Origin of the sequence: Bradyrhizobium sp. 195 (assembly GCF_023101665.1) — a bacterium.
Lineage (GTDB): Bacteria > Pseudomonadota > Alphaproteobacteria > Rhizobiales > Xanthobacteraceae > Bradyrhizobium.
In genome coordinates, this window is sequence record NZ_CP082161.1 from 1,061,608 (window position 1) to 1,087,030 (window position 25,423).

The window sequence follows — 25,423 nt, forward strand, 5'->3', positions numbered from 1 at the left end:
CCCGTCTTGCCTGCCCTGCCACCGATTGCATCATGTCCCACTCGTCGGCTTCTGGAATCCGCCATCAGGAGGCCTGGTTACGGTTGCCAATAGCTTAACAAAGGTGAAATTTTGGTGACCGCCTTTTTCTTAACTCTGCGCGGATGAGGCCCCACAACCGCCTTTGTTGGCGGCTGCAAACAGGCTAGCAAGATGCCATTGCTCCGTCCCCATGTGCCCCCAGGTATTCGAACAATCACATGAAAATTCGCAAAGCCGTATTCCCCGTCGCCGGCCTCGGCACCCGTGTCCTGCCCGCCACCAAGGCGATGCCGAAGGAAATGCTGACCATCGTCGACAAGCCGCTGATCCAGTACGTCTATGACGAGGCGAGGGAGGCCGGCATCGAACACTTCATCTTCGTCACCGGCCGCAACAAGAACGTCATCGAAGATCATTTCGACCGGATGTTCGAGCTCGACGCGACGCTGGCGGCGCGCGGCAAGAAGGCCGAGCAGGACATCCTGGCGCAGAACCAGCCCGAAGCCGGCGCCGTCAGCTTCACCCGCCAGCAGGCGCCGCTCGGCCTCGGCCATGCGGTCTGGTGCGCGCGCGACATCGTCGGCAACGAGCCGTTCGCGGTCGTGCTGCCCGACGAGCTCGTGCTCAACACGCCGGGCTGCCTCAAGCAGATGATCGAGATGGCATCCTCGCTCGGCGAGAAATCCAATCTGGTCGCGGTCGAGGCGGTGCCCGACCATCTCACGCATCAATATGGCATCTGCGGCGTGGGAAAACGCAGCGGCAAGATGTTCGAGGTCGACGGCATGGTCGAGAAGCCGGCCAAGGGCACCGCGCCCTCCAACCTCTCGATCACCGGCCGCTACATTCTCCAGCCGGAGATCTTCAAGATCCTTCAGACGCAGGAGCGCGGCGCCGGCGGCGAGATCCAGCTCACCGACGCCATGATCGGGCTCGCCATGTCGCAGAAATTCTACGGCGTCGAGTTCGAGGGTGAGCGCCACGATTGCGGCTCCAAGCCCGGCTTTCTGCGCGCCAACATCGCCTACGGCCTGAAGCGGCCGGAGCTGCGTGACGGACTGATCGCGGAGATGAAGAAGTATCTGGGGCAGTAGGGCTACAAACTCGGTGTCGTCCCTGCCGAGTGCGCAATTGCGCACGGGGCAGGGACGACCGCGATGGTGTGGTAAATTGCGTCGCGTTCAATAACGGCGCGTAGACCGTCTCACGCCACCAGCGACAGCTGCGGCAAGCTCGCAACCACCGACTGATTCCGCCCGCCGGCCTTGGCGGCGTAGAGCGCCTTGTCGGCGGCGGCGACCAGGACCGGCCAGTCCATGCCGGCGGTGGGCACGAAGCTGGCGACGCCGCAGGAGACAGTCGAAATCACCGGGTCGTCGGACCAGCCCTGCACCTTGAGGCGGATCGTCTCGGCGATCTTGAAGGCGTCGGCAGCCGAAACGTTCGGCAGCAGCACGGCGAATTCCTCGCCGCCATAGCGTGCGGCGCAGTCGCCGGCCCGGCTCACCGAATCGGAAATGCAGATGGCGATGCCGACCAGCACCTGGTCGCCCGCCTGATGGCCGAACGTGTCGTTGTAGGCCTTGAAGTGATCGGCATCGATCATCAACAGCGCGATCGGCGCCTTCTGGCGCATGGCCCGCCGCCATTCGACGTCGATGACGGAATCGAATTTGCGGCGGTTCTTCAGGCCGGTGAGCGCGTCGGTCGTCGCCATTTCCTCGAGCTTGCGCTCGGCCTCGGCGCGCCGGCTGATCTCGCGCGCGAGCACGAGCGTCGATCCCAGCACGAACAGCGCGAGCACCAGCACCACGGCGCCGATGCGAAACGCTTCCTTCTGCCAGAGCGCGAACACCGCGGCCAGAGGTTTGCCCGCCACCACGAACAGCGGTCCGCTGTCGGCGCTGCGGACATAGAGCCGCGGCGTCGGATCGACCGGGCCCTGTCCCGCATAGGAGGCTCCGACCGGGAGGTTGTCGGCCTTCCAGGCCCGGCGGTCGTTCAGGTTCGTGCCGATCACGTCGAGGTCGAACGGCCGCCGCATCATGATGGTGCGGTCACGCTTGAGCACGGTGATGGTGTCCTCGGGATCGAGGTTCAGCTGCTCGAACAATTCGTGGAAATAGCTGAAGCGGATCGAGCCGGCGACAACGCCGAGGAAGCCGCCGTCGGTATCGCTGATGCGACGGCTCAGCACGATCGCGTAGGCCCCGCGGAACAGCATCGGGCGGCTGATGAAAAGCCCGACCTCGGGATTGTCGCGATGAACCCTGAAATAGTCCTCGTCGCTCCGGTTCTCAGTGATCGGATCGAGCGTGGAGGCGTCGATGGTCAACCTGCCGTCGGCGTCGAACACCTGGATGGCGCCGAAATGCCGTGCCGTGATCGCATGGTCGAACAGGATCAGGTGACGGATCGGCTTCGAGACCGTGGCAAGCTCGGGCAGCAGCATGTTGCTGGCGACCGCCTTCAGTGACAGGTCGTAGATCTCGACGTTGCGGCTGACGTCGGACTGGATGCTCGTCGCCAAATTCTCCAGCGTCTGGCGGGCGAGCGCCTCCTCACCCCGGCGCATGTCGAGCATGACGTTGACGCAAACGGCGGAAAAGCCGATCACCGTCACCACGGACGAGATGATCAGCAGCTTCGCCGAAATCCGCCACGGCCGGCGGGCCGTGACTTCGCGCCATCCAGACAGCATCGTTCGCTCCCGACCCCTAGTGGATGCGCCCGAAAGCTTGCGTAGTGTTTAAGGTAGGACGGCGCTGCTGCAATGAGTTAAGGATCGGTTTACAAGGCTCACGGTTTTGGGCAGACCTCGATGGGACAGCTGGGGTTCGGGCGAGAGGACGATTGTGAACGACTACGACGCGTTGCGCGACTATCTGATGCGGCAGAAGCAGGCTGAATTCGTCCTGAGCTTCGAACAGATCGAGGAGATCATCGGCGCGGCGCTGCCGCGCGCGGCCAATCGTGCCTCGTGGTGGGACAGCCTGCGCAGCCCCGACATCCAGATGCCGCAGCGCGAAGCCTGCCTCGCCGCGGGGTTTGTTGCGACGCGCATGCCGGATGGTGCGAGCGTGAGGTTCACGAAGAAGAAGCTGCAACGCAGGTGAGCCGGAGTGGGGCGACGGTCTCTCCACGTCCAACAGTATCGTAGGGTGGGCAAAGGCGCACTTGCGCCGTGCCCACCATCGATCCAATACCTGCAACAGAAGCGGTGGGCACGCTTCGCTTTGCCCACCCTACGATACCAGATTCGCGGCTAGATCAGCTCGCCGCTTCGAGCCGCACTTCCGTCAGCAGCCGCATTGCCGCATCCGCGTCCATCGGCTCGCCGAAGGCAAAGCCTTGCGCGTATTCGCAGCCCATCTGGTAGAGCTCGACCGCATCCGAATCCGTCTCGGCGCCTTCGGCCACCACGTCCATGCCGAGGTCGTGCGCGAGCGCGATGATCGACTTCAGGATCACCGGCCGCGTGCCGCGGTTGGTGGTGCGCACGAACGACTGGTCGATCTTGATGGTGTCGAACGGGAAGCGCTGGAGATAGGCCAGCGAGGAATGGCCGGTGCCGAAATCGTCGAGCGAGAGCCCGGTGCCGAGCTCGCGGATCCGCGTCAGCATTTGCGCAGCGTGCTCCGGGTTCTCCATCACCAGCGATTCCGTCAGTTCCAGCTTGAGCGTGCCGCGCGCCACCGAGGAGCGCGACAGCACGGTGCGGATGTCGTGGATCAGGTCGTGGCGCAGCAATTGCCGCGACGACACGTTGACGGAGGCGAAGATCGGCTCGCGTGAGCGCATCGCGCGCTGCCAGATCGAGAGCTGCTTGGCAGTCTGGTCGAGCACGAACATGCCGAGGTCGACGATCAGGCCGGTCTCTTCCGCGATAGTGATGAACTCCGACGGCGCCATGCGTCCGAGCTTGGGGTGATCCCAGCGCACCAGCGCTTCGAAGCCGGCGACCGAACGATCCTCCAGCCGCACGATCGGCTGGTACAGGATCGTCAGCTCCTGGCGCTCGATGGCGCGGCGCAGCTCGCTCTCCAGCGTCAGGCGGTCGGTCTTCCGCGCCCGCATCGCGGGCTTGTAGACGTCGATGCGGTCGCCGCCGATGCGCTTGGAATGATACATCGCCAGCTCGGCGTCCTTGATGATCTCGTCCGTGAGCTGAACTTGCGGATCGGACAGCGCGAGACCGATCGACGCCGTGAGGAAGATCTCGCGGTCGTTGAAGGCGATCGGCGCGCGGATGGTCTTGCGGATGGTCTCGGCGAAGGCGGTGATGCGGGCCGGGTCCTGCTCGGACAGCAGGATCAGGCCGAACTGATCGCCGGCCATGCGGGCCAGCGTGTCCTGCGGCTTCAGGATGCGGGTGAGACGGCGGGCCAGTGTCAGCAGGATGGAATCGCCGACCGCGATGCCGACGGAATCGTTGACCTGCTTGAAGCGGTCGAGATCGATGACCATCAGCGTCGGCCGCAGCGTCGGCATGGTCTTGGCGAAATGCGCGACCGCGCCCAACCGGTCCATGAACAGTTTGCGGTTGGGCAGGCCGGTGAGGTTGTCATGCACGGAATCGTGCAGCAGGCGCTCCTCGGCGTTGCGCAGCTCGGTGACGTCGGTGAGGGTGCCGACGACGCGCGAGACCTCGCCGTCGGAGCCGACCACCGGCCGCGCTTTCAGCGCGAACCACATGAAATGGCCGTCCGGGGTGCGCAGGCGGAAATCCTGCACCAGGCGGCCGCGGCGCTGGTCGAGCACGCTGTCGAGCGCGGCGCGGAAACGGTCCTGGTCGAGCGGATGCAGCACCTCGAGCCACGAGGCCGCGGGCCCTTCGAGGGTACCGCGCTTCAGTCCGAGCAGCGCTTCGGTTTCGGGGCTGGTGAAGACCTTGTCGGCGGAGACGTCCCAGTCCCAGATCAGATCGCCGGAGCCGGCCAGCGCAAGGGCCCGCCGCTCGATGTCGGAGACGACGCCGGTGGTGGCGCCGCCGCCGGCAAAGGCGTGCTGCATCACCGTGAAGCCGATCAGCATCACGATCAGCACGAGGCCGCCGAGCAGGGCAGGGCCGACGATGTCGTTGGTGACGGAGCCCGCGACCGTCATGCCGGCCGCGACCACCCAGACCACGAGGAGGAACCAGGTCGGGATCAAGAGCACGGCACGGTCGAAGCCGTGGGTGGAGAGATAGACGATCAGCGCGAAGCCGGCGAAGGCGATCAGCACCAGCGAGATGCGGGCGATGCCGGAGGCGACGGCCGGATCGAACAGTGCGAGCGCAACCAACGATCCCAGGAACGCAAGCCAGCCCACGGTGATGTGCGAATAGCGCACATGCCATCGGCTGAGGTTGAGATAGGCGAACAGGAACACCAGCAGCGTCGCCGCCAGGATCGCTTCACCCGCCGCGCGCCAGATGCGCTCGGCGTTGTTCGACATGTCGAGCACCTTGCCCCAGAAGCCGAAATCGACGCCGATATAGACCAGCACCGCCCAGGCCAGCGCCGCGGCAGCCGGGAACATGATGCTGCCCTTGACCACGAACAGGATCGTCAGCACCAGCGCGAGCAAGCCGGAGATGCCGATCACGATGCCCTGGTACAGCGTGAACGAGTTGACCTTGTCCTTGTAGGCTTCCGGCTCCCACAGATAGAGCTGCGGCAGCTTGTCGGTCCGCAGCTCCGCGACGAAGGTGATGACGGCGCCGGGGTCGAGCGTGACGCGGAAGACGTCGGCGGTCGGGCTTTCCTGCCGCTCCGGCCGATCGCCGGTCGAGGGCGTGATGGTCGCGATGCGCGACAGGCCGAGGTCGGGCCACAGCAGCCCCGAGGAGACGATGCGGTAATGCGGAGCGACGATCAGGCGGTCGAGCTGGTCGTCGGTGTTGTTGGCGAGCGCGAACACTACCCAGTTCTGGCCGCCCTCGCGGGCGCGCACCTCGATGCGGCGGACGATGCCGTCGGTGCCGGGCGCGGTGGAGACCTGAATGCGATCGGCATCGCTGCGCTGATGCTCGAGCACGCCGGTGAGGTCGATCGCGGGCGCGTCACCGCGAACGCTGACCGCGTCGAGCGCGCGTGCAGGGGACGCGGCAACGAGCATCATGAGGCCCAGCGCGATGGGCGCGAGGCACCTGATCAGACGCAAGGTCAGTTCTCCGCGTTCGACGCAAACTTCGAGTGCAAGGCGACTCTACAAGGCGATTCTAAAAGGCGATTTCTGCCCGAACGGAAGCGGTTCGGTGCGTCGCGATAGATGCCACGAAAGCAAGGAAAATCAAAGGGTTTCCGCCAGCCCAGTGGGCCGGGGGCCTACACCTCCAACACAATTTTGCCAATATGTGCGCTGGTTTCCATGCGCCGGTGCGCGTCGGCTGCCTTTTCCAGCGGGAAAGTGCTGTCCATCAGCGGCTTGACGCGGCCTTCGCGCAAAAGCGGCATCACTTTCGCTTCGATCGCGGCCACCATCGCCGCCTTGTCCGCATTACTACGGGGGCGCAGGGTCGAGCCGGTATGGGTGAGGCGCTTGACCATCACCTTGGCGATGTTGACGCTGACCTTGGGGCCATTCAGCGTCGCGATCTGGACGATGCGACCGTCGACCGCGGCGGCGTCATAGTTGCGGTCGACATAGTCGCCCGCGACCATGTCGAGGATCAGATTGACGCCGGCCTTGTCGGTCTCTTCCTTGACCACGGCGACGAAGTCTTCGCTCTTGTAGTTGATGGCGCGATCGGCCCCGAGCTTGAGACAGGCATCGATCTTGTCCTGCGATCCGACGGTGACGAACACCTTCGCACCGAATGCCTTCGCGAGCTGGATCGCCATGGTGCCGATGCCGGAGGAGCCGCCATGGATCAGCAGCGTCTCGCCGGCCTTCAGGCCGCCGCGCTCAAACACATTGTGCCAGACCGTCATCAGGGTTTCCGGCAGCGCGCCGGCTTCCTTGATCGACAGCGCCGGCGGCACGCTCATCGCCTGGGCGTCCTGCGCGATGCAGTACTGCGCATAACCACCGCCCGCGACCAGCGACATCACCTTGTCGCCGATCTTGTGCCGCTTGGCGTTGCTGCCCAACGCAACCACTTCACCGGCAATCTCGAGACCGGGCAGGTCGCTGGCGCCGGGCGGCGGCGGATAGGCGCCGGAGCGCTGCGCGACGTCGGGCCGGTTGACGCCCGCGGCCTCGACCTTGACCAGGATCTCGTCGGGGCCGGGCTGCGGAACGCTGCGCTGTTCCGGCACCAGCACCTCCGGTCCGCCGGGCTTGGAGATGGCGACCACGGTCATTTGCGCGGGCAGCTTGTCCATGATGTGTCCTTGAGCAAAGGTGCGGGAGGAACGAGGCCTTTGCTTAGCCAGCGCGGCCCACGCTGGCAACCGCCTCGGCATTGTGCCCGCGAACGCAGGAGGAACGAGGATGGCAACGGAAGACGAGGACCGCCCGCGCAAGAAGATCAGCCATGAGATTGGACAGGATCTCTCACTGTTGTCGGTGGAGGAGCTGACCGAGCGCGTGCTGCTGCTCAAGACCGAGATCGCACGGCTGGAAGAAGCCGCCACCAAGAAGCGCGCCTCGCGCGATGCGGCGGATAATTTCTTCAAGAAGTAATTCACGCTCTCGTGTCCCGGACGCGGTGCGGCACGCAGTGACGCTCCGCAGAGCCGGACCAGCCTCGCGTAACACTATCTCGCGCCGTCATTCCGGGGCGGCGCGCAACGCCGAGCTACGATGCGCAATTGCGCATCACAGCTCGCGACTTCGTCGCGCCCCGGAATGACGGCGGAGAGCTTGTTCCGCAACACACTCGGCCACTGACCGACATGGCTAACGAACTCTCAAAAAATTAGCTCGTTTACCGTCGATTAAGCTTTCGGGTTTATGACTGGAACTGTCCTCGTTTGGACACCGAGTGGCTCCTGTCCACTCTGTTTGACGCCTCCCTGTTATCAACTTTCAAAGCCGCCGGTCTTCCGGCGGCTCTTTTTTGCGTTTTTGCATCGCGTTGCGGTTGAATTCCCGGGAATGACCCGCGGAAACCATAACCGCGCATGTCGCTGGACTCCGCGTCCCGCCCGCGCAATGATTTGTTCATCATAAGCCGGTGCCAAGCCGGATCGTCAAACAGTTGCGTAAGAGGCGTTAACCATGGAACGTTTGCAGGCCGACGGCGCTCTCGTTCAACTCAGCGAGCGGTTCACCAATTCTGCGGCGTTCGGCGTCCTGTTCCGCGAGGGCATGGACCTCGTCGAAGAGACCGCCGCCTATCTCGACGGCGACGGCCGCACCGAGGCGAAGGCGCTCGACCGTGCCGTCAGCCTCACCTACGCGACCGAGAGCATGCGTCTCACCACCCGCCTGATGCAGCTCGCCTCGTGGCTGCTGCTGCACCGTGCGGTGAAGGAAGGCGAGATGACGCTGAGCCAGGCCAATCGCGAGAAGACCAAGGTCAAGCTCAGCGCGGCCGATCCCGGCCCCGCCGACACCATCGAGAAGCTGCCCTCGCAGCTCCAGGACCTGATCCATCGCTCGATGAGCCTGCAGACCCGCGTGCGCCGCCTCGACACCACCATCCACACCCCGCCGGCCGAGCACGTCGCGATCGGCAATCCGCTGGTGCCGCACCTCAACGCGCTGAAGGCGGCATTCGAGCGGTAGGTTCACGGCTGCCGTAGGGGCACGCTTCCGTAGGTTGGGCAAAGGCGCGTAGCGCCGTGCCCACGATCTCTCACCTGGGACTACAGCAAAGGTTTCGTGGGCACGCTTCCGCCTTCGCTCTTCGAGCTACGGCGGACAAGTCGCTTTGCCCCCTACGAGACCATCCGTGCATTGAATGTTGAACCGTCACCCTGAGGTGGCCGCGTAGCGGCCCTCGAAGGGCGACGGCCCGGCTGCATCGCGGACGTTCATCCTTCGAGGCCTCCGCTTCGCTCCGGCACCTCAGGATGACGGGTCTGTCAGCAGCGCGACGGTTGCCCAAAACAAAAACGCCCCTGGTTTCCCCAGGGGCGTTTTTCGTCTCCAGCCTTGCGGGCCGGATCAATCCTTTTTGAGGAAGCCCGAAAACTTCTTCTGGAAGCGCGAGACGCGGCCACCGCGATCCATCAGCTGGGCGTTGCCGCCGGTCCAGGCCGGGTGCGACTTCGGGTCGATGTCGAGGTTCAGCGTGTCGCCTTCCTTGCCCCAGGTCGAGCGGGTCAGGTACTCGGTTCCGTCGGTCATCACGACCTTAATCGTATGATAATTCGGGTGAATTTCGGCTTTCATGGCAATTCCTCGGCGCCCGGCGCCTCTTGGTGGCTAACGAATGACGGATTTGGCCGGCTCTATACCTCACGGTATCAGGCAAAACAAGCCATCCCGGGCGGTGAACCGGGTTTGCCCCTAAGGGACATCCCGGATTTGCCACACCCCCTGCAGCGGCCTATTGGGAGCAAACGAATGCAATGGGCCAGATCTCATGAGCGCAGTGGAACGGCTTGATGACCAGTATGTCGATCAGCCCGGAATGAACTCCCAATTGAATTCCGCCGACACCCCGTCGATCGAAGTCGATCTGATCGAAGAGCCGGCCAAGGGTCGTGCCAAGCTGCGGCCGCTGCTTGCGCTCGCGCCCTATGTGTACCGCTATCGCGGCCGCGCGGCGTTCGCCTTCGTCGCACTCACGGTCGCGGCGCTGACCACGCTGCTGGTGCCGGTCGCGGTGCGCCGGATGATCGATTTCGGCCTGACGCCCGAGGGCATCGAGCTGATCAACAGCTACTTCTCGGTGATGCTCGCGGTGGTCGCCGTGCTCGCGCTCGCCAGCGCCGCGCGCTACTACCTCGTGATGACGATCGGCGAGCGCATCGTTGCCGACCTCAGGCGCGACGTCTTCGCTCATCTGCTCTCGCTCTCCCCCGCCTTCTTCGACTCCGCGCGCAGCGGCGAGCTGATCTCGCGGCTCACCGCCGACACCACCCAGCTCAAATCGGCCGTCGGCGCTTCCGTGTCGATCGCGCTGCGCAATTTGATGATGTTCCTGGGCGCCACGGCGATGATGGTGATCACGAGCCCGAAGCTGTCGGGCTTCGTGCTGCTGGCCATCCCCTTGATCGTGCTGCCGCTGGTCGCCTTCGGGCGCTGGGTGCGGCGGCTGTCGCGCAATGCGCAGGACACCCTCGCCGAGGCATCGGCCTATGCGGGCGAGCTGGTTGGTGCGATCCGCACCGTGCAGGCCTATACCAGCGAGCCATTCGCCGAGAAGCGGTTCGGCGGCGAGGTCGAGCAGGCCTATGAGGCGGCGCGCACCTCGACCCAGGCTCGCGCGGTGCTCACGGCCATCATCATCTTCATCGTGTTCGCAAGCGTGGTCGCGATCCTCTGGATCGGCTCGCATGACGTGCTGACCGGCGCGATTTCGCCGGGCCGGCTCGGTCAGTTCGTGCTTTACGCGGTGTTCGCCGCAGCCGGCCTCGGCCAGCTCAGCGAGGTCTGGGGCGAGGTTTCGGCGGCATCAGGCGCGGCCGAGCGCCTGTTCGAGATTTTGCACGTCGAGCCCGACATCAAGGCGCCCGCGTCTGCGCGCGCGCTGCCGGTGCCGGCACGCGGCGAGGTCGGCTTCGATCAGGTCAGCTTCGCCTATCCGGTGCGGCGCGACGTCAATGTGCTCGATGCCGTTTCATTCACGGTGCGCCCCGGCGAGAAAGTCGCGATCGTCGGTCCGTCCGGCGCCGGCAAGAGCACGATCTTTCACCTCTTGCTGCGCTTCTACGACCCGCGCAGCGGCGCGATCTCGCTCGACGGCGTGCCGGTCAAATCCGCCGATCCCAGGGATTTCCGCGCGCGCATCGCGTTGGTGCCGCAGGAATCCAACGTGTTCGCCGCGAGTGCGCGCGAGAACATCCGCTTCGGCCGGCCCGATGCGACCGACGCCGAGGTCGAGCGTGCCGCCGAGCTCGCGCATGCTGCCGAATTCATCCGCCGCCTGCCGGAAGGTTTCGACACCCCGCTCGGCGAGCGCGGCGTGACGCTGTCAGGCGGCCAGCGCCAGCGCATCGCGATCGCCCGCGCCATCCTGCGCGAGGCGCCTCTGCTGCTGCTCGATGAAGCCACCTCCGCGCTCGACGCCGAAAGCGAGACGCTGGTGCAGACCGCGCTGGAAGAGCTGATGCGCCACCGCACCACGCTGGTCATCGCGCATCGCCTCGCCACCGTGCTGTCCTGCGACCGCATCCTGGTGATGGATCAGGGCAGGATCGTCGAGCAGGGCACGCATGCCGAGCTCGTGGCTGCAAACGGGCTTTATGCGAGGCTGGCGAGGCTGCAGTTCGAGGGGGCTTGAGGCGCTGCCTCAGTCACGGTGTCATCATCCGCGAAGGCGGATGATCCAGTAATCCGTGACAGGAGTGATCAATCGATAGGCCGCGGCGTACTGGATTCCCCGCCTTCGCGGGGAATGACGTCCCGATCACCGGCACTTCGGCGAGAGCGCCGGCACGTTCGGCCACGGCCAGTTCTTCCAGCTACCGTCCTCGCCGACGCAGGCCGATGATGCAGGGCCGCTCGTATCGAGTTGCATCGCAAAGCGCCGGTCGACATAGGTCGTCGACAGATATCCGGCGACGATGACGCCCAGAAAGACCGAGGAACCCTTGGCCAGATCGCGCAGCTGCATCGATCGCCTCCATCCGCTGTCATCGCTGCTCCGGCACCAACGATTAGCAGACGTCCCTGGATCCCGGCCGTGATGGGCCTCACGCCCGCCATTCCATCTTCAGCACCGGCCGGCCTGAGGTCGGGTTCACATCGGCGCCAGCATGGGCAAATCCGTTGCGCTCGTAAAAGCGGATGGCGCGGGAATTGTCCTTGTTGACGAGCAGCGTGACGCCCGAGGGTGACAGCCGCTTGGCCTCCTCGACCAGCAGCTTTGCTGCATCCGATCCCCAGTGATCGGGGTCGACCACGAGCTGGTCGAGATAGCCTTCGCCATCGATCGTGACGAAACCGATCAGCGCGCCATTCAGTTCCGCCACCACGATCCGGGCCTTCGGCACCAGATCCTTGCGCCAGCGCTCGCGCCACCATTCCAGACGCGCCGCGAAATCGATTTGCGGATAGGCCTGCTGCCAGGTGCGATGCCAGAGGTCGATCGAGGCTGCTTCATCCTCGGGGCGATAGGGGCGAAGGTGGAGGGCGCTCACTACCGCTCCGTCAGCTTCAGCTCGATGCGGCGGTTGCGCTTGTAGGCCTCTTCCGTGTTGCCGGGATCGAGCGGCTGGAATTCGCCGAAGCCGGCGGCGACAAGGCGCTGGGCGGGCACGCCAAGCGAGACCAGATATTGCACCACCGAGATCGAGCGTGCCGCCGACAGGTCCCAGTTCGACTTGAAGTTCGCACCGCTCACCGGCCGTACGTCGGTGTGGCCGTCGACCCGCAGCACCCAGGGGATCTCGTTCGGGATCTTCTTGTCGAGCTCGATCAGCGCGGTCGCCAATGTGTCGAGCTCGGCGCGGCCCTCGGGCAGGAGCGTCGCCTGGCCGGTGTCGAAGAACACTTCGGACTGGAACACGAAGCGGTCGCCGACGATGCGGATGTCGGGCCGGTTGCCGAGGATGGTGCGCAGCCGGCCGAAGAACTCCGAGCGGTAGCGCGACAATTCCTGCACGCGCTGCGCCAATGCGACGTTCAGGCGAGAACCGAGATCGGCGATCCGGTTCTGCGATTCCTTGTCGCGCTTCTCGCTGGCATCTAACGCCTCTTCCAGCGCGGCCAGTTGCCGGCGCAAGGCGCTGATCTGCTGGTTCAGCACCTCGATCTGCGCCAGCGCCCGTGTCGAAACCGCCTTCTCCGAGTCCAGCGCCTTGCCGAGCTCGGAGGACTTGCCTTGGGCGTCAGTGCCTGCGGCGGCCAGGCCGTCATAAAGGCCCTTGATGCGGTCGCGCTCGGTCTCGGCCGAGGCGAGGCCGGCTTTCAGTTGCGAGACCTGGTCGTCGAGCGTGAGCTTGCCGAGCTTTTCCAGTGACAACAGCTCGTTGAGCTGCGCGATCTTGGCATTGAGTTGCTCCAGCGCCTTGTCCTTGCCGGTGACCTCCTGGGACAGGAAGAACTGCACCACCAGGAACACCGACAGCAGGAATACGATCGACAGCACCAGCGTCGACAGTGCGTCGACGAAGCCGGGCCAGTAGTTGAAGGCGCCGTCGCTGCGGCGGCCGCGCGCTAGAGCCATTTAGTTCTCCGCTTCTTCTCTCGTGTCCCGGACGCGCCGCAGCGTGAAACGCTGCTGCGCAGAGCCGGGACCCATAATCTTTCCCGACGCTAGGCCCCGGCTCTGCAGCGCATCACTTCGTGCTGCGCAGCGTCCGGGGCACGCGAATCGTTAACTCTTTTCCGGCTGGCGGGCGAGGCGCTCCAGCAGGCGCCGGATCTCGCGGTTCTGCTCGCCCTGGCCATCGGCCCATTCGCGGATCATCTGCTGCTCGGTGCGCATGTGCGAAACCAGGGCCTGGATGGCTTCGGCAAGGCTTGCCATCGCCGCAGTGGTGCCGCGGCTGGCGCTGCCTTCCTCGAGCGCGGAGCGTAAGCGTTCGACCGCGGCCTGGAGCTCGCCGCTGGCGACCCCGCCGCCGCCGCCGGAAGCGACCGCGACTTCGCCGCTGCCATATTCCCGCACCGTGGTGGCGAGCCAGTCTTCCAGGTCGGTGTAGAAGCGGTTCTGCGCCTGGCTCGATTGCAAATCGAGGAAGCCGAGGATCAGCGAGCCGGCGAGGCCGAACAGGGAGCTCGAGAACGAGATGCCCATGCCGCCGAGCGGGGCGGCAAGGCCTTCCTTCAGCGTGTCGAACAATGCGCCGGAATCGCCGCCGACCTTGAGCCCGTCGATCACCTTGCCGACCGAACCGACCGTTTCGATCAGGCCCCAGAAGGTGCCGAGCAGGCCGAGGAAGACCAAGAGGCCGGTCATGTAGCGCGAGATGTCGCGGGCTTCATCCAGGCGGGTTGCGATCGAATCGAGCAGGTGCCGCATGGTGGTCTGAGTGATCGACATCCGCCCGGAGCGCTCGCCACCGAGGATCGCCGCCATCGGCGCCAGCAGTTTCGGGTGCCGCGCCGGCGCCAGGCCGGGATCGGCAACGCGGAAATTGTTGACCCAGGACACCTCAGGGTAGAGCCGGATGACCTGGCGGAAGGCCAGGATGATGCCGATGAACAGCACGCCGCCGATCAGGGCATTGAGCCCGGGATTGGCGAAGAAGGCCTGGATGATCTGCTTGTAGAGCACCACGCTGACCAGTGAGCACAGTACCAGGAAGACCAGCATCCGCACCAGGAAGACGCTGGGTGAGGACAGTTTAGTGTACTCGATATCCATGGTGGAGCGGGAAGTGCCAGGCGGCATGGCCGGAATCATCCATTACGAAAGCTTGCTTGCGTGCGTACTATGGCACAGCGCCGGCCCAAAAAAAGCGCCGGATGCGCCGATTTCGGGGATGGTTCGGGGAACCCGGAGCGGAAGCGGCGCTTTGATAGCCAGGTATCTGCAGAAGTTCGCCATTCGGGGGGCGCATGAGCGTCGTTTCCGCGATCATCGGGACTGCCGAACGCGTGCCGCTGCCGGACGTGGTGATCCGCGCCGCGATCCAACGCCTGTGCTCCCGCAGCGCAACGCGCCTCGCCGCACATGACGCGGCCGCCGATGCCGCTTTCGCCGGCCGGATGATGCTGCGGCCGATCGCCGAGGATGTCGCGGTCGGGTTTGGCGAGGTGCCTGCTTCGTTCTTCGCCGACATGCTCGGCCCCAGCCGCAAATATTCCTGCTGCTTCTACAAGACCGATGCGACCACCCTGCAGGAGGCGGAGGAGGAGGCGCTGCGACAGACCGTCGAGCATGCCGGTCTCGCCGACGGCCAGACCATCCTCGAGCTCGGCTGCGGCTGGGGCTCGCTGTCGCTGTGGATGGCGCGGCAGTTTCCGCACGCCAAGGTGACGGCGGTGTCGACCTCGCAGGTCCACCGCGCCCATCTCGAGGAGCAGGCGCAGCGGCGCGGCCTGCTGAACCTGCGCGTGGTCACCGCGGACATGAACGTGTTCGCGCCCGACGGCCAATTCGATCGCATCGTCTCGGTCGAGATGTTCGAGCGGATGATGAACTGGCGCAAGCTGATGACGCGCCTGCGGTCATGGCTCGCGCCGGAGGGCCGCTTCTTCATGCAAATCGTCACCCACCGCTCCGGCTCGCAGCTGTACGACCGGCTCGATCGCGACGACTGGATCGCGCAGCACGTCTTCACGGGCGTGCTGATGCCGAGCCATCACCTCGTCAGGCAATTCGACGACATCTTCACCGTCGAGAAGGAATGGTGCTGGAGCGGCACGCATTATCAGCGCACCGCGAACGACTGGCTCGCCAATTTCGATACGCATCGCGACACCATCGAGGGGGCGTTGCGCAAGGCCTATGGCGAACAGACCTGCCAGTGGACGCGGCGTTGGCGCTGGTACCTGCTCGCGACATCGGGCCTGTTCGGCTATGCCGATGGAACTGAATGGGGTGTCAGCCAGTACCGACTGAAGGCCGCCGTGTGATTGCGCTGTTCCGTCGCAGCACGCAGCGATGGAACCCCGATTCACGATCAAGTGACACGGCAAAAGCCGTCTAAACTCAATGTCATACGCTGTGTGACAATGAGCCGCCCGCATCATGCGTTGCATCGCAGCAGATGCATTCTATTTTGGCGGCATCAGCCGCGTGCAAAACGGCCCAGAACGGGCCTCGCGCGGAGCATGATCAGTTTCAACAATATCGGGGCACCCCACTTCATGTCAGGACTTCGTGCGCGATCGGCATGCGTTGCAATGATGCTCGCGGCCCTGGCGCCGCTGCTCGCGGGCTGTGACGAATCGAGCTCCGCCGTGTCCGCCGCTCCGCCGGCCCACCCTGACGTCAGCATCGTGATCGTCAAGCCGCAGTCACGCGCCGTGGTGCGCGAGCTGCCGGGCCGCATCGCGCCGACGCGGGTCTCCGAGGTGCGGCCGCGCGTCTCCGGCATCGTGGTCGAGCGTCTGTTCCGCCAGGGCAGCGAAGTGAAGGCGGGCGATCCGCTCTACCGCATCGATCCGCGCCCGTTCGAGGTCGAGGTGATGGCAAACGAAGCTGCGCTCGCCAAGGCGGAGGCCGCGTTGATGCAGGCGAAGCAGCAGGCGCACCGTATCGCTACCCTCACCAAGGATCGCGCTGCTCCGGAAGCCGAGAACGAGAAGGCGATTGCGGCCGAACGCCAGGCCCATGCCGAGGTCGAAGGTCGCAAGGCCGACCTCTCGCGGGCAAGGCTCAATCTCGACTATGCCACCGTGCGTGCGCCGATCGACGGCGTGGTCGGTGCGGCCCTTGTCAGCGAGGGCGCCCTCGCTGTGCAGAACGAGACCAATCTCGCCACCATCCAGCAGCTCGATCCGATCTATGCCGACTTCACCCAGTCGGTGACCGAGCTCAACCAGCTCCGCCGCGCCTTCGAAACCGGCGATCTCGAGCGCATCGCTTCCGATGCCGCCAAGGTGCGTCTGGTGCTCGACGACAACACCATCTATTCGCTCGACGGCAAGCTGCTGTTCTCCGATGCCAAGGTCGACGCCCACACCGGGCAGGTGACGCTGCGCGGCGAGTTCCCCAATCCCAAGCGCGAACTGCTGCCGGGCATGTATGTCCGCGTCCGCATCGACCAGGGTCTGGATTCCGACGCGATCGCGGTGCCGCAGCAGGCGATCCAGCGCAATGGCGGCGGCGGCAGCGAAGTGTTCGTCGTCAAGGATGACAATCACATCGCGGTGCAGGCGGTGCGCACAGGGTCCGTGCAGGACGGAGTTTGGTTCATCACTGAAGGCCTGAAGGCCGGCGACAAGGTCGTGGTGGAAGGGTTCCAGAAATTCGCGGCCGGCGACAAGGTCAAGCCGCAATCCTGGTCGGAGGCGGACGCGACCGCCGACAATCGGCACGCGCAGAAGCTCACGCGGTAACGCGCTATGGCGAGCTTCTTCATCGACAGGCCAATCTTCGCCTGGGTGGTCGCGCTGTTCATCTGCTTGATCGGCGCGATCGCCGTGCCGCTGCTGCCGATCGCGCAATATCCGATCATCGCGCCGCCCTCGATCTCGATCTCGACCAGCTATCCCGGCGCCTCGCCCGAAAACCTCTACAACAGCGTCACGCGGCTGATCGAGGAGGAGCTCAACGGCGCCGCCAACATCCTCAACTTCGAATCGACCAGCGACTCGCTCGGCCAGGTCGAGATCATCGCCAACTTCCAGCCGGGCACCGATACCAGCGCCGCCTCGGTCGAGGTGCAGAACCGCATCAAGCGCGTCGAGGCGCGCCTGCCGCGCGCGGTGATGCAGCAGGGCATCCTGATCGAGGAAGCCTCCAGCGCGGTGCTGCAGATCATCACGCTGAACTCGACCGACGGCAGCCTGGACGAGGTCGGGCTCGGCGACTTCATGATCCGCAACGTGCTGGGCGAGATCCGCCGCATTCCCGGCGTCGGCCGCGCCACGCTGTACTCGACCGAGCGCAGCCTGCGCGTCTGGGTCGATCCGGCCAAGCTCGTCGGCTATGGGCTGACCGCGGACGACGTCAACAAGGCCATTGCCGCGCAGAACGCGCAGGTCGCCTCGGGCAGCATCGGCGCCGAGCCGTCTACGTCGAACCAGCGCACCTCCGCACTGGTGCTGGTCAAAGGCCAGCTCTCCTCGCCGGACGAATTCGGTGCCATCATCCTGCGCGCCAATGCCGACGGTTCGACCGTGCGCTTGCGCGACGTCGCGCGGGTCGAGGTCGGTGGTCTCAGCTACCAGTTCAACACGCGGCTCGACGGCAAGCCGACCGCGGGTCTCTCCGTCCTGATGTCGCCGACCGGCAACGCGCTGGCGACCGCGAGCGCGGTCCAAGAGAAGATGAAGGAGCTGTCGCGCTTCTTCCCGGCCAACATCTCCTACGAGATCCCCTACAACATCACGCCGGTGGTCGAGGCCTCGATCAAGAAGGTGCTGACGACGCTGGTCGAAGCCGTGGTGCTGGTGTTCGTGGTGATGTTCCTGTTCCTGCAGAACATCCGCTATACCATCATCCCGACCATCGTGGTGCCCGTGGCGCTTCTGGGCGCCTGCACCACGCTTCTGCTCGCCGGCTACTCCATCAACATGCTCTCGATGTTCGGCATGGTGCTCGCGGTCGGCATCCTCGTCGACGACGCCATCGTCGTGGTCGAGAACGTCGAGCGCATCATGTCCGAGGAAGGCCTGCCGCCGAAGGAAGCGACGCGCAAGGCGATGTCGCAGATATCGGGCGCCATCATCGGCATCACGCTGGTGCTGATGGCGGTGTTCGTGCCGATGGCATTCTTCCCGGGCTCGGTCGGCATCATTTATCGCCAGTTCTCGGTGACCATGGTCGCCGCGATCGGCTTCTCCGCGTTCCTCGCGTTGTCACTGACGCCGGCGCTGTGCGCGACCCTGCTCAAGCCCGTCGCAGCCGGTCACGGTCACGCCAAGCGCGGCGTGTTCGGCTGGTTCAACCGCATGCTCGAAGGCGTCAAGGAACGCTATTCGCTCACCGTCGGCTTCTCGCTGAAGCGCACTGGCCGCCTGATGCTGGTTTATGCCGCGCTGCTGGTCGGCCTGTCATGGGCCTTCGTCAATCTGCCCGGCGGCTTCCTGCCCGTCGACGACCAGGGCTTCATCACCACCGACGTGCAGACGCCGTCGGATTCGTCCTATTCCCGCACCGAGGCCGTGATCGAGAAGGTGGAAAAATACCTGGCTCAGCGGCCGGGCGTCGACAACGTCACCTTCCTCACCGGCTTCAGCTTCTCCGGCCAGGGCATGAACACTGCGCAGGCGTTCATCACGTTGAAGGACTGGTCGGAGCGCGGGCCGAAGGATTCCGCCGCCGCGATCGTCAACGACGTCAACCGCGACCTGGGCTCGTCGATCCGCGACGCAAAGATCTCGGCGCTGCAGCCGCCGCCGATCGACAATCTCGGCAACTCCTCGGGCTTCTCGTTCCGTCTCCAGGACCGCGGCCAGAAGGGCTATCAGCAATTGATGCGCGCCGCCGATCAACTGATCGCCGAGGCCAATGCGAGCCCGGTGCTGCAGAAGGTCTATATCGAGGGCCTGCCCGAGGCGGGCGTGGTCAATCTCATGATCGACCGCGAGAAGGCCGGCGCCTTCGGCGTCACCTTCGAGGACATCAACAACACGATCTCGACCAATCTCGGCTCGAACTATATCAACGACTTCCCGAACCGCGGCCGCATGCAGCGTGTCGTGGTGCAGGCCGACGCCCGCGACCGCATGCGGACCGAGGACATCCTCAACTACAACGTCAAGAACAGCCGCGGCCAGCTGGTGCCGTTCTCGTCCTTTGCCACGGTGGAATGGGCGCGCGGACCGACGCAGATCGCAGGCTTCAACTATTATCCGGCGGTGCGCATCTCCGGTGAGGCGAAACCCGGATTCACCTCGGGCGACGCCATCGCGGAGATGGAGCGGCTTGCCGGCAGGCTGCCGCGCGGCTTCGGCTATGAATGGACCGGGCAGTCGCTCCAGGAGAAGCTCTCGGGCTCGCAGGCGCCGTTCCTGCTGGCGCTGTCGGTGTTCGTGGTGTTCCTGTGTCTGGCCGCGCTCTATGAAAGCTGGACCATTCCGCTCGCGGTGCTGCTCACCGTGCCGCTCGGCATCGTCGGCGCGGTCGTCGCAGCGACGCTGCGGAGCCTGCCCAACGACGTCTATTTCACGGTCGGCCTGATCACGATCATTGGCCTTGCAGCCAAGGACGCGATTCTGATCATCGAGTTCGCGAAGGACTTGCGCAAGGAAGGCAAGCCGCTGGTGGAAGCCACCATCGAAGCCTGCCGCCTGCGCTTCCGCCCCATTTTGATGACCGGCCTCGCTTTCATCTGCGGCGTGCTGCCGATGGCGATTGCGCACGGCGCCGGCGGCGCCAGCCAGCAGGCGCTCGGCAGCGTCGTGATGGGCGGCATGATCGCGGTCGTGATCCTAGCGCTCTTGATGGTGCCGGTGTTCTTCGTCTCGGTGCAGCGCGTGCTGGCGGGCGACCGGGAGCCAAAGGCTGCGAAGGAAGGCGAGGCGTATGGACCGCCGGCGCCGGCAAGGACCGGCCACTGAACGCCCGATCGGTCTTGATTGCTTCGAACTGATGCCACGTCGCGCGAGGTCAAACCGGCGTTCGCTTGCTTTCTCGGAGGTGTCGATCCAGACTGCATCCCTGCATTGAGCGAATGTGTATTCCGCACTGCATCGCGAATGCACACGGCCTTCCGATTGAAAGCACGTGATGCGTCCGACCGACATTTCGATCTCGAACTATCGCTCGATCCGGTGGCTCTCCATACCGATCCATCCCCTGTCCGTCTTTGTGGGCGAGAATGGTGTCGGCAAATCCAATCTCTACAAATCCTTGTCGCTGTTGCGTGACGCGGCGACCGGGCGGATCACGCGCACGATCGCCGACGAAGGCGGATTGAATTCAGTCTGCTGGTCCGGCACGCGCAAGCGCGGCGAGGATGGGCGACTGCGCTTGTCGGCCAGATTCGATCACCTGAAATATTCGATTGAGATCGGATTTCCCAGTCCGGTTGCGGCGGCGTTTGCCGGCGAGCCGATGATCAAGTCCGAAAGAATCGAGGCGACGCAGGGCAAACGAACGGTTTTACTGATGGAGCGGAAGAATTCTCTCGTCAGTGTCCGCGGCGAGAGCGGCGCATGGGTTAGCCACAAGGATGCGGTGCTGCCGTCGGAGCCCGCGCTGGCCGGCTTTTCCGACAGCAAGGAATGCCCCGAAATCGATCTGATCAGAAACGTGATGCTGGGCTGGCGATTCTATCACGACTTTCGCACCGATCCGGCCTCACCGATACGCAAGCCGTGCCTGGCGATCACGACGCCTTCGCTCAGTGCCGATGGGAGCGATTTGGCTGCCGCCCTGGCGACACTTTATACCATTCGAGAAGACGCGACCGATCTGCAGGACGCAGTCCAGGATGCATTTCCGGGCGCCGAGCTCCGCGCATGGGAACAGGGCGGGTGGTGCGAATTCGATCTGCAGCTGGAGGATATGCCGCGGCCGTTCAGGGCACATGAACTATCCGATGGGACGCTGAAATACATCTGTCTGCTCGCGGTGTTCATGGGCTATCGGCTTCCGCCGTTCATCGCGCTGAACGAACCTGAGACCAGTCTCCATCCGTCGCTGCTGGCGCCATTGGCCCGGCTGATCGCCAGGGCATCAAGCCGTGCCGACATCTGGATCGTCACCCATTCGGAACTGCTGATGGAGGCCTTGCGGAACGAGAGCTCTGTCCCGCTTCGTCGCGTCATCAAGTCGAAAGGCGCCACGGCTATCGAGGGTCTGACCCTCGGCGGTGAATATCGTGACGAGGACGAATCGGACGACGACGAAGACTGACCGTTGCAGATTGAGGCGTCGTATGACTACGCCGGCTTCCGCAAAATCTTCACTAGCTCCCCGTGCACGAACTCGTTGCCGCACACCACATTCCCGGTGACCAGCGCATCCCCCGGCGTCGCGATGTCGCTCACCGTTCCGCCCGCTTCGCGCACCATCAGCATGCCGGCGGCGATGTCCCAGGATTGCAGATTGCGCTCCCAATAGCCGTCGAGGCGGCCGGCGGCGACGAAGGCGAGGTCGAGTGAGGCGGCGCCGAAGCGGCGCAGGCCAGCGACGCGGTCCTGGATCGCGGTCATCTCGCGGCGAAATTCCTCGTGGTCGCCGCGGCCGATATGGGGCAGGCCGCAGGCCACCACGCATTCGTTGAGCTGGCGGCGGCCGGCGACGCGCAGGCGCTGGTCGTTGAGGAAGGCGCCCTTGCCGCGCTCGGCGATGTAGAGCTCGTCATTGGCGGGGTTGTAGATCACGCCGGCGATGATCGTGCCCTCGCGCACGAGGCCGATCGAGATCGCGAATTGCGGGATGCCGTGCAGGAAGTTGGTGGTGCCGTCGAGCGGGTCGACGATCCAGGTGTGGCTCTTGTCGGAGCCCTCGCGGGTGCCGCCTTCCTCGCCGATGAAGCCGTAGCCGGGACGGGCCTTGGCGAGATCCTGGTAAAGGATCTCCTCAGCGCGCTTGTCGGCGAGCGAGACGAAATTCGCCGGCCCCTTCAGCGAGACCTGGAGATGCTCGATCTCGCCGAGATCGCGCTTGAGACTGCGGCCAGCACGGCGCGCGGCCTTGACCATGACGTTGATAGTGGCGGAATACAGCATGAGCTCTGGACTTGATCGGGGGAAAGGGCGGGAAATCGCGCCTGTTTGAGGGATTGGGTGCCCTGCGGGGGCGCTTGCGTCAAGTCATTGGGTCAAGTCATTTGGTTCCGAGCCATTTTTTGGCGGCGGCCTCCGCCTTGGCCCGGTCCTCGGCCGGCAAGTCGGATAATTGCTTGTCGAGCTCCGGGTCACCCTTGCCGGCGGTTTTGGCCACCAGGTGCCATTTGAAGCCCTCGACCTTGTCCGCGGATACGCCCACGCCGTTGATCAGCACCCACGCCAGCCGGTTCTGCGCGATCGCGCTGCCCTGGCGGGATGCCTTGCGAAGCAGGGCGACGGCAGCCGGCTGGTTCTTCGGCGTGCCGGTGCCGTTGAACATGGCGATGGCATATTCGACCTCGGCGTCGACATTGTCGGCGAGCGAGGCGGCTTGCAGCAGCCTCACCGCGCGCTCCGGGTCCTTCGCCACGCCGGTGCCTTCCTTGTAGAAGGTCGCAAGCGCGTATTGCGCCTCGGGCAGGCCGGAATCGGCGGCCTGGCGCAGCAGCTCGGCGGAGCGCTTGACGTCCTGCGGCAAGGTCTGGCCGTCGAGATAGAGCAAAGCGAGGTTATAGGCCGCCTTGGGCTCGCCGAGCTTGGCGGCGGACGCCATCAGCTTGACCGCCTCGCCCTTGTCGACCGAGCCGCCGCGGCCCGAAATGCGCAGCATGGCGAGCGCGAACATTGCCTCGCGGTCGCCGGCGTCCGCGGCGCGCTTGTACCATTCGGCCGCCTTGGCGTAGTCGCGGCGTATGCCCATGGCGTTGGAATAGAGCTCGCCGAGCATGGTCATCGCCTTGGGATCGCCGGCTTGTGCGCGGGCGGTGGCGAGGTCGAACGCCGACTTGTACTGGCCGCGCTGATAGGCGCCGTACACCAGATCGGCGTTGGAATTGTCGGTCGGCGGCGCCGGGATCACGGTCGCGGCCGGGGCGGGCTTGGAGGAAGGAGCCGGCTTGGGCGAGGCCGAAGGCTTTGGCGCCGGCGCGGCCTCCTTCTTTTTGGTGAGCGCGTGCGGCTTGGGCTTTGGCTTCTCGGCCGGCGCGCTCGGCGTTGTCGCCGGCGGGGCGATCTGGAGTTGCGCGGCCGCGGGCAGCGTGAGCAGCAGCGTAGCCAGCATGGTGATGCAGGGGAGGTTCATGTCGGGCGCTAGCCGTGCTCCTGGCCAGCAGGATTTTGGCTGGCCGTCGCCGTCGCATGGGCCTTCTTGATCGCAGCATCCGCCTCGATCAGCGCGGCCTTGGGTCCGCGCGGATCGGCCCAGATGAAGTCGCCGACCAGCACGAAATCGGCGCCGCTGAGGGCGAAATCGTGGGCTTCTTCCAGCGACATGGCAAAGCCGACGCAGGGCGGCTCGAACAGCTCGGCCCACCAGTCCAGCCGTTCCGCGATCGCTTGCGCTGAGGGACGCTGGCCTTTCGCATCGGGCTCGCCGAACAGCACGTAATCCGCGCCCATCTCGCCCGCATCCATGGAATGGTGCCGCGTCGTCAGCCCGCCGACGCCGGCGATGCGATCGGGCTTGAGCGATGGCAGCGCCTCTTTCAGCGCGGCGATGCCGGGCAGGTGCGCGCCGTCCGCGCCGCCGCGCGCGACCAGCTCGGCATGGTCCTCGACCAGCAGCGCGGCGCCCGCCTTCTGCACCGGCGGCGCCAAGGCCTTGATGCGCGTGATCATGGTGCGTTGATCGGTCTCCTTCAGCCGAAGCAGCACGGCCGCGACGTCGGCGGCGGCGAGCAGACCCGGCAGCTCGGCAAGAAGCGAAGCGGGATCATCGACGACAGGCGTCGCGAGATAGAGGCGCGGCGCCGGGCGCGGCGGAGGTGGTTTGTTCGACAAGATCTAGGCTGCCTTCTTTTCCAGGCTGCTTTGCCATTCGCCCTTGGAGGCGAGTCCGTTCATCCGCGCGCGATGGCTGAAAGCGCGCTGTCCGGCCGCGACGTTCTCGGCCTTGCCGGACCATGCCTTCTGCGGCGCGGCCTGGAGCGCGCGGCCGTAGGAGAAGGTCAGGCCCCAGGGCAGCGGGCCGAGCTTGTGCATGGCGTTGAGATGGGCGGTCGCCTCTTCGTCCGACTGGCCGCCGGAGAGGAAGGCGATGCCGGGCACCGCCGCGGGCACGCAGGCCTTCAGGAGCCGAACTGTCTTCTCCGCGACCTCCTCCACAGAGGCCTGTTTTGCGCACTTCTTGCCTGATATCGCCATGTTGGGTTTGAGCACCATGCCTTCGAGCGCGACGCGCTGCACGCGCAATTCCTGAAACGTCTTGTTGAGTACGCGTTGTGTGACCTCATAGCAGCGGTCGATGTCGTGGTCGCCGTCCATCAGCACCTCAGGCTCGACGATCGGCACGATCTGCGCGGCCTGGCACAGTGCGGCATAGCGCGCCAGCGCGTGGGCGTTGACGCTGATCGCTGTCATCGAGGGAATGCCGCTGCCGATGTCGATCACCGCGCGCCATTTGGCAAAGCGTGCGCCGCGCTCATGGTATTTCTTCAGCCGCTCGGCGAGCTTGTCGAGCCCGACGGTGACGAGCTCTCCCGGGCACATCGGCAGGGCTTGCGTGCCTTCGTCCACCTTGATGCCGGGAATGGCGCCGCTCTGTTCGATCAGCCTGACCAGCGGCGTGCCGTCCTTGGCATCCTGCCAGATCGTCTCGTCATAGAGAATCACGCCGGAAATATACTGGCTCATGGCGTCCTGGGAGCGGAACAGCATCTCGCGATAGTCGCGGCGGTTGGCTTCGGTCGATTCCACGCCGATCGCGTCAAAGCGCTTCTTGATGGTGCCGGAGGATTCGTCGGCGGCAAGGATACCCTTGCCTGATGCGACCATGGCGGTCGCCACCCTGTTGAGCTCAGTCAGATTCATCGAGAGGTCCTCCCAAAACGATTCTGCCCTTGCCCGTGAAAATAGACCGTTCTCGGGCAATTGCCGAGTTAACGTTCGTCGCAGGGTAAGGCTCTTTCTGTCATTCCGGGATGCGCCGAAAGGCGCAGGCCCGGAATCCATAACCCCAGGCTGTGGTTATGGATTCCGGGCCCACGCTTCGCGTGTCCCGGAATGACGGGAGGATGGGACGGCG

Annotated in this window: 21 protein-coding genes; 9 read left to right on the plus strand and 12 right to left on the minus strand. The window is 65.0% G+C overall.

Annotated elements, in window-relative coordinates; genetic code table 11:
- Window positions 1-239: 239 nt before the first annotated feature.
- Window positions 240-1,115 carry a UTP--glucose-1-phosphate uridylyltransferase gene (locus IVB26_RS04965; protein WP_247970830.1) on the plus strand — a complete coding sequence of 292 codons (876 nt, stop codon included), beginning with the start codon at window positions 240-242 and terminating at the stop codon, window positions 1,113-1,115.
- A 110-nt stretch (window positions 1,116-1,225) separates the two neighbouring features.
- On the opposite strand, the gene IVB26_RS04970 is transcribed toward IVB26_RS04965, so the two are convergent.
- On the minus strand, window positions 1,226-2,722 hold the full coding sequence (locus tag IVB26_RS04970; RefSeq protein ID WP_247970831.1) for a sensor domain-containing diguanylate cyclase: 1,497 nt from the start codon (window positions 2,720-2,722) through the stop codon (window positions 1,226-1,228).
- Window positions 2,723-2,876: 154 nt separating this feature from the next.
- Between IVB26_RS04970 and IVB26_RS04975 the strand changes: the two genes are divergently transcribed.
- Entirely contained in the window at window positions 2,877-3,137 is a 261-nt protein-coding gene (locus tag IVB26_RS04975) for a DUF7662 domain-containing protein (RefSeq protein WP_247970832.1), read from the plus strand.
- Window positions 3,138-3,291: 154 nt separating this feature from the next.
- Here the strand turns inward: IVB26_RS04975 and IVB26_RS04980 are convergent, their stop codons facing one another.
- Both IVB26_RS04980 and IVB26_RS04985 read right to left on the minus strand, forming a co-directional pair.
- Complete coding sequence (locus IVB26_RS04980; protein WP_247970833.1) at window positions 3,292-6,168, minus strand: EAL domain-containing protein; 2,877 nt, start codon at window positions 6,166-6,168, stop codon at window positions 3,292-3,294.
- 164 nt (window positions 6,169-6,332) lie between these two features.
- Window positions 6,333-7,331 carry an NAD(P)H-quinone oxidoreductase gene (locus tag IVB26_RS04985; RefSeq protein ID WP_247970834.1) on the minus strand — a complete coding sequence of 333 codons (999 nt, stop codon included), beginning with the start codon at window positions 7,329-7,331 and terminating at the stop codon, window positions 6,333-6,335.
- A gap of 109 nt (window positions 7,332-7,440) precedes the next feature.
- On the opposite strand from IVB26_RS04985, the gene IVB26_RS04990 reads away from it, so the two are divergent.
- Window positions 7,441-7,632, plus strand: coding sequence for a DUF1192 domain-containing protein (locus tag IVB26_RS04990; protein WP_247970835.1), 192 nt, complete (start codon window positions 7,441-7,443; stop codon window positions 7,630-7,632).
- A gap of 537 nt (window positions 7,633-8,169) precedes the next feature.
- Window positions 8,170-8,679: a protease adaptor protein RcdA gene (rcdA, locus tag IVB26_RS04995; protein ID WP_246931258.1), complete on the plus strand. Its 510-nt coding sequence runs from the start codon at window positions 8,170-8,172 to the stop codon at window positions 8,677-8,679.
- Window positions 8,680-9,060: 381 nt separating this feature from the next.
- On the opposite strand, the gene rpmE is transcribed toward rcdA, so the two are convergent.
- Entirely contained in the window at window positions 9,061-9,288 is a 228-nt protein-coding gene (gene rpmE / locus IVB26_RS05000; protein ID WP_007599895.1) for a 50S ribosomal protein L31, read from the minus strand.
- 193 nt (window positions 9,289-9,481) lie between these two features.
- Here rpmE and IVB26_RS05005 point away from each other — a divergent pair, with 193 nt between their 5' ends.
- A complete protein-coding gene (locus IVB26_RS05005; RefSeq protein WP_458309314.1) occupies window positions 9,482-11,344 on the plus strand; it encodes an ABC transporter ATP-binding protein/permease in 1,863 nt (620 codons plus the stop codon).
- Between the two features lie 126 nt (window positions 11,345-11,470).
- On the opposite strand, the gene IVB26_RS05010 is transcribed toward IVB26_RS05005, so the two are convergent.
- The 4 genes from IVB26_RS05010 to IVB26_RS05025 form a co-directional block, all read right to left on the minus strand.
- Entirely contained in the window at window positions 11,471-11,677 is a 207-nt protein-coding gene (locus IVB26_RS05010; RefSeq protein WP_247970836.1) for a hypothetical protein, read from the minus strand.
- A gap of 79 nt (window positions 11,678-11,756) precedes the next feature.
- Window positions 11,757-12,203, minus strand: a complete 447-nt coding sequence (locus IVB26_RS05015; RefSeq protein WP_247970837.1) for a GNAT family N-acetyltransferase — start codon at window positions 12,201-12,203, stop codon at window positions 11,757-11,759.
- Window positions 12,203-13,231 carry a peptidoglycan -binding protein gene (locus IVB26_RS05020; protein WP_247970838.1) on the minus strand — a complete coding sequence of 343 codons (1,029 nt, stop codon included), beginning with the start codon at window positions 13,229-13,231 and terminating at the stop codon, window positions 12,203-12,205. The genes IVB26_RS05015 and IVB26_RS05020 overlap by 1 nt, the downstream gene beginning before the upstream one ends.
- 150 nt (window positions 13,232-13,381) lie before the next feature.
- The gene (locus IVB26_RS05025) at window positions 13,382-14,401 is read right to left on the minus strand and encodes a flagellar motor protein MotA (protein ID WP_247970839.1); all 1,020 of its coding nucleotides are present in this window, start codon (window positions 14,399-14,401) and stop codon (window positions 13,382-13,384) included.
- 167 nt (window positions 14,402-14,568) lie between these two features.
- Between IVB26_RS05025 and IVB26_RS05030 the strand changes: the two genes are divergently transcribed.
- From IVB26_RS05030 to IVB26_RS05045, 4 genes are all read left to right on the plus strand, one after another.
- Window positions 14,569-15,588 carry an SAM-dependent methyltransferase gene (locus IVB26_RS05030; protein ID WP_247970840.1) on the plus strand — a complete coding sequence of 340 codons (1,020 nt, stop codon included), beginning with the start codon at window positions 14,569-14,571 and terminating at the stop codon, window positions 15,586-15,588.
- A gap of 234 nt (window positions 15,589-15,822) precedes the next feature.
- Window positions 15,823-17,016: an efflux RND transporter periplasmic adaptor subunit gene (locus IVB26_RS05035; protein ID WP_247970841.1), complete on the plus strand. Its 1,194-nt coding sequence runs from the start codon at window positions 15,823-15,825 to the stop codon at window positions 17,014-17,016.
- Between the two features lie 6 nt (window positions 17,017-17,022).
- Complete coding sequence (locus tag IVB26_RS05040; RefSeq protein WP_247970842.1) at window positions 17,023-20,184, plus strand: multidrug efflux RND transporter permease subunit; 3,162 nt, start codon at window positions 17,023-17,025, stop codon at window positions 20,182-20,184.
- 169 nt (window positions 20,185-20,353) lie between these two features.
- Window positions 20,354-21,484 carry an AAA family ATPase gene (locus tag IVB26_RS05045; RefSeq protein WP_247973062.1) on the plus strand — a complete coding sequence of 377 codons (1,131 nt, stop codon included), beginning with the start codon at window positions 20,354-20,356 and terminating at the stop codon, window positions 21,482-21,484.
- A 26-nt stretch (window positions 21,485-21,510) separates the two neighbouring features.
- Here the strand turns inward: IVB26_RS05045 and IVB26_RS05050 are convergent, their stop codons facing one another.
- From IVB26_RS05050 to IVB26_RS05065, 4 genes are all read right to left on the minus strand, one after another.
- On the minus strand, window positions 21,511-22,302 hold the full coding sequence (locus tag IVB26_RS05050) for an inositol monophosphatase family protein (RefSeq protein WP_247970843.1): 792 nt from the start codon (window positions 22,300-22,302) through the stop codon (window positions 21,511-21,513).
- A gap of 97 nt (window positions 22,303-22,399) precedes the next feature.
- Entirely contained in the window at window positions 22,400-23,482 is a 1,083-nt protein-coding gene (locus IVB26_RS05055; protein WP_247970844.1) for a tetratricopeptide repeat protein, read from the minus strand.
- Window positions 23,483-23,490: 8 nt separating this feature from the next.
- Window positions 23,491-24,180 carry a thiamine phosphate synthase gene (locus IVB26_RS05060; protein WP_247970845.1) on the minus strand — a complete coding sequence of 230 codons (690 nt, stop codon included), beginning with the start codon at window positions 24,178-24,180 and terminating at the stop codon, window positions 23,491-23,493.
- Window positions 24,181-24,183: 3 nt separating this feature from the next.
- Entirely contained in the window at window positions 24,184-25,209 is a 1,026-nt protein-coding gene (locus IVB26_RS05065; RefSeq protein WP_247970846.1) for a class I fructose-bisphosphate aldolase, read from the minus strand.
- Window positions 25,210-25,423: the final 214 nt, after the last annotated feature.

Excerpts from the sequence above, each read along its gene's own strand:
- IVB26_RS04985 (WP_247970834.1), bottom strand. The coding sequence starts at position 7,331 with ATGGACAAGCTGCCCGCGCAAATGACCGTGGTCGCCATCTCCAAGCCC.
- IVB26_RS05035 (WP_247970841.1), top strand. The coding sequence starts at position 15,823 with ATGTCAGGACTTCGTGCGCGATCGGCATGCGTTGCAATGATGCTCGCG.
- IVB26_RS05065 (WP_247970846.1), bottom strand. The coding sequence starts at position 25,209 with ATGAATCTGACTGAGCTCAACAGGGTGGCGACCGCCATGGTCGCATCA.
- rpmE (WP_007599895.1), bottom strand. The coding sequence starts at position 9,288 with ATGAAAGCCGAAATTCACCCGAATTATCATACGATTAAGGTCGTGATG.
- IVB26_RS05005 (WP_458309314.1), top strand. The coding sequence starts at position 9,482 with ATGAGCGCAGTGGAACGGCTTGATGACCAGTATGTCGATCAGCCCGGA.
- IVB26_RS04970 (WP_247970831.1), bottom strand. The coding sequence starts at position 2,722 with ATGCTGTCTGGATGGCGCGAAGTCACGGCCCGCCGGCCGTGGCGGATT.
- IVB26_RS04965 (WP_247970830.1), top strand. The coding sequence starts at position 240 with ATGAAAATTCGCAAAGCCGTATTCCCCGTCGCCGGCCTCGGCACCCGT.
- IVB26_RS05050 (WP_247970843.1), bottom strand. The coding sequence starts at position 22,302 with ATGCTGTATTCCGCCACTATCAACGTCATGGTCAAGGCCGCGCGCCGT.
- IVB26_RS05010 (WP_247970836.1), bottom strand. The coding sequence starts at position 11,677 with ATGCAGCTGCGCGATCTGGCCAAGGGTTCCTCGGTCTTTCTGGGCGTC.
- IVB26_RS05055 (WP_247970844.1), bottom strand. The coding sequence starts at position 23,482 with ATGAACCTCCCCTGCATCACCATGCTGGCTACGCTGCTGCTCACGCTG.
- rcdA (WP_246931258.1), top strand. The coding sequence starts at position 8,170 with ATGGAACGTTTGCAGGCCGACGGCGCTCTCGTTCAACTCAGCGAGCGG.
- IVB26_RS05020 (WP_247970838.1), bottom strand. The coding sequence starts at position 13,231 with ATGGCTCTAGCGCGCGGCCGCCGCAGCGACGGCGCCTTCAACTACTGG.
- IVB26_RS05025 (WP_247970839.1), bottom strand. The coding sequence starts at position 14,401 with ATGCCGCCTGGCACTTCCCGCTCCACCATGGATATCGAGTACACTAAA.
- IVB26_RS05030 (WP_247970840.1), top strand. The coding sequence starts at position 14,569 with ATGAGCGTCGTTTCCGCGATCATCGGGACTGCCGAACGCGTGCCGCTG.
- IVB26_RS05040 (WP_247970842.1), top strand. The coding sequence starts at position 17,023 with ATGGCGAGCTTCTTCATCGACAGGCCAATCTTCGCCTGGGTGGTCGCG.
- IVB26_RS04990 (WP_247970835.1), top strand. The coding sequence starts at position 7,441 with ATGGCAACGGAAGACGAGGACCGCCCGCGCAAGAAGATCAGCCATGAG.
- IVB26_RS05045 (WP_247973062.1), top strand. The coding sequence starts at position 20,354 with ATGCGTCCGACCGACATTTCGATCTCGAACTATCGCTCGATCCGGTGG.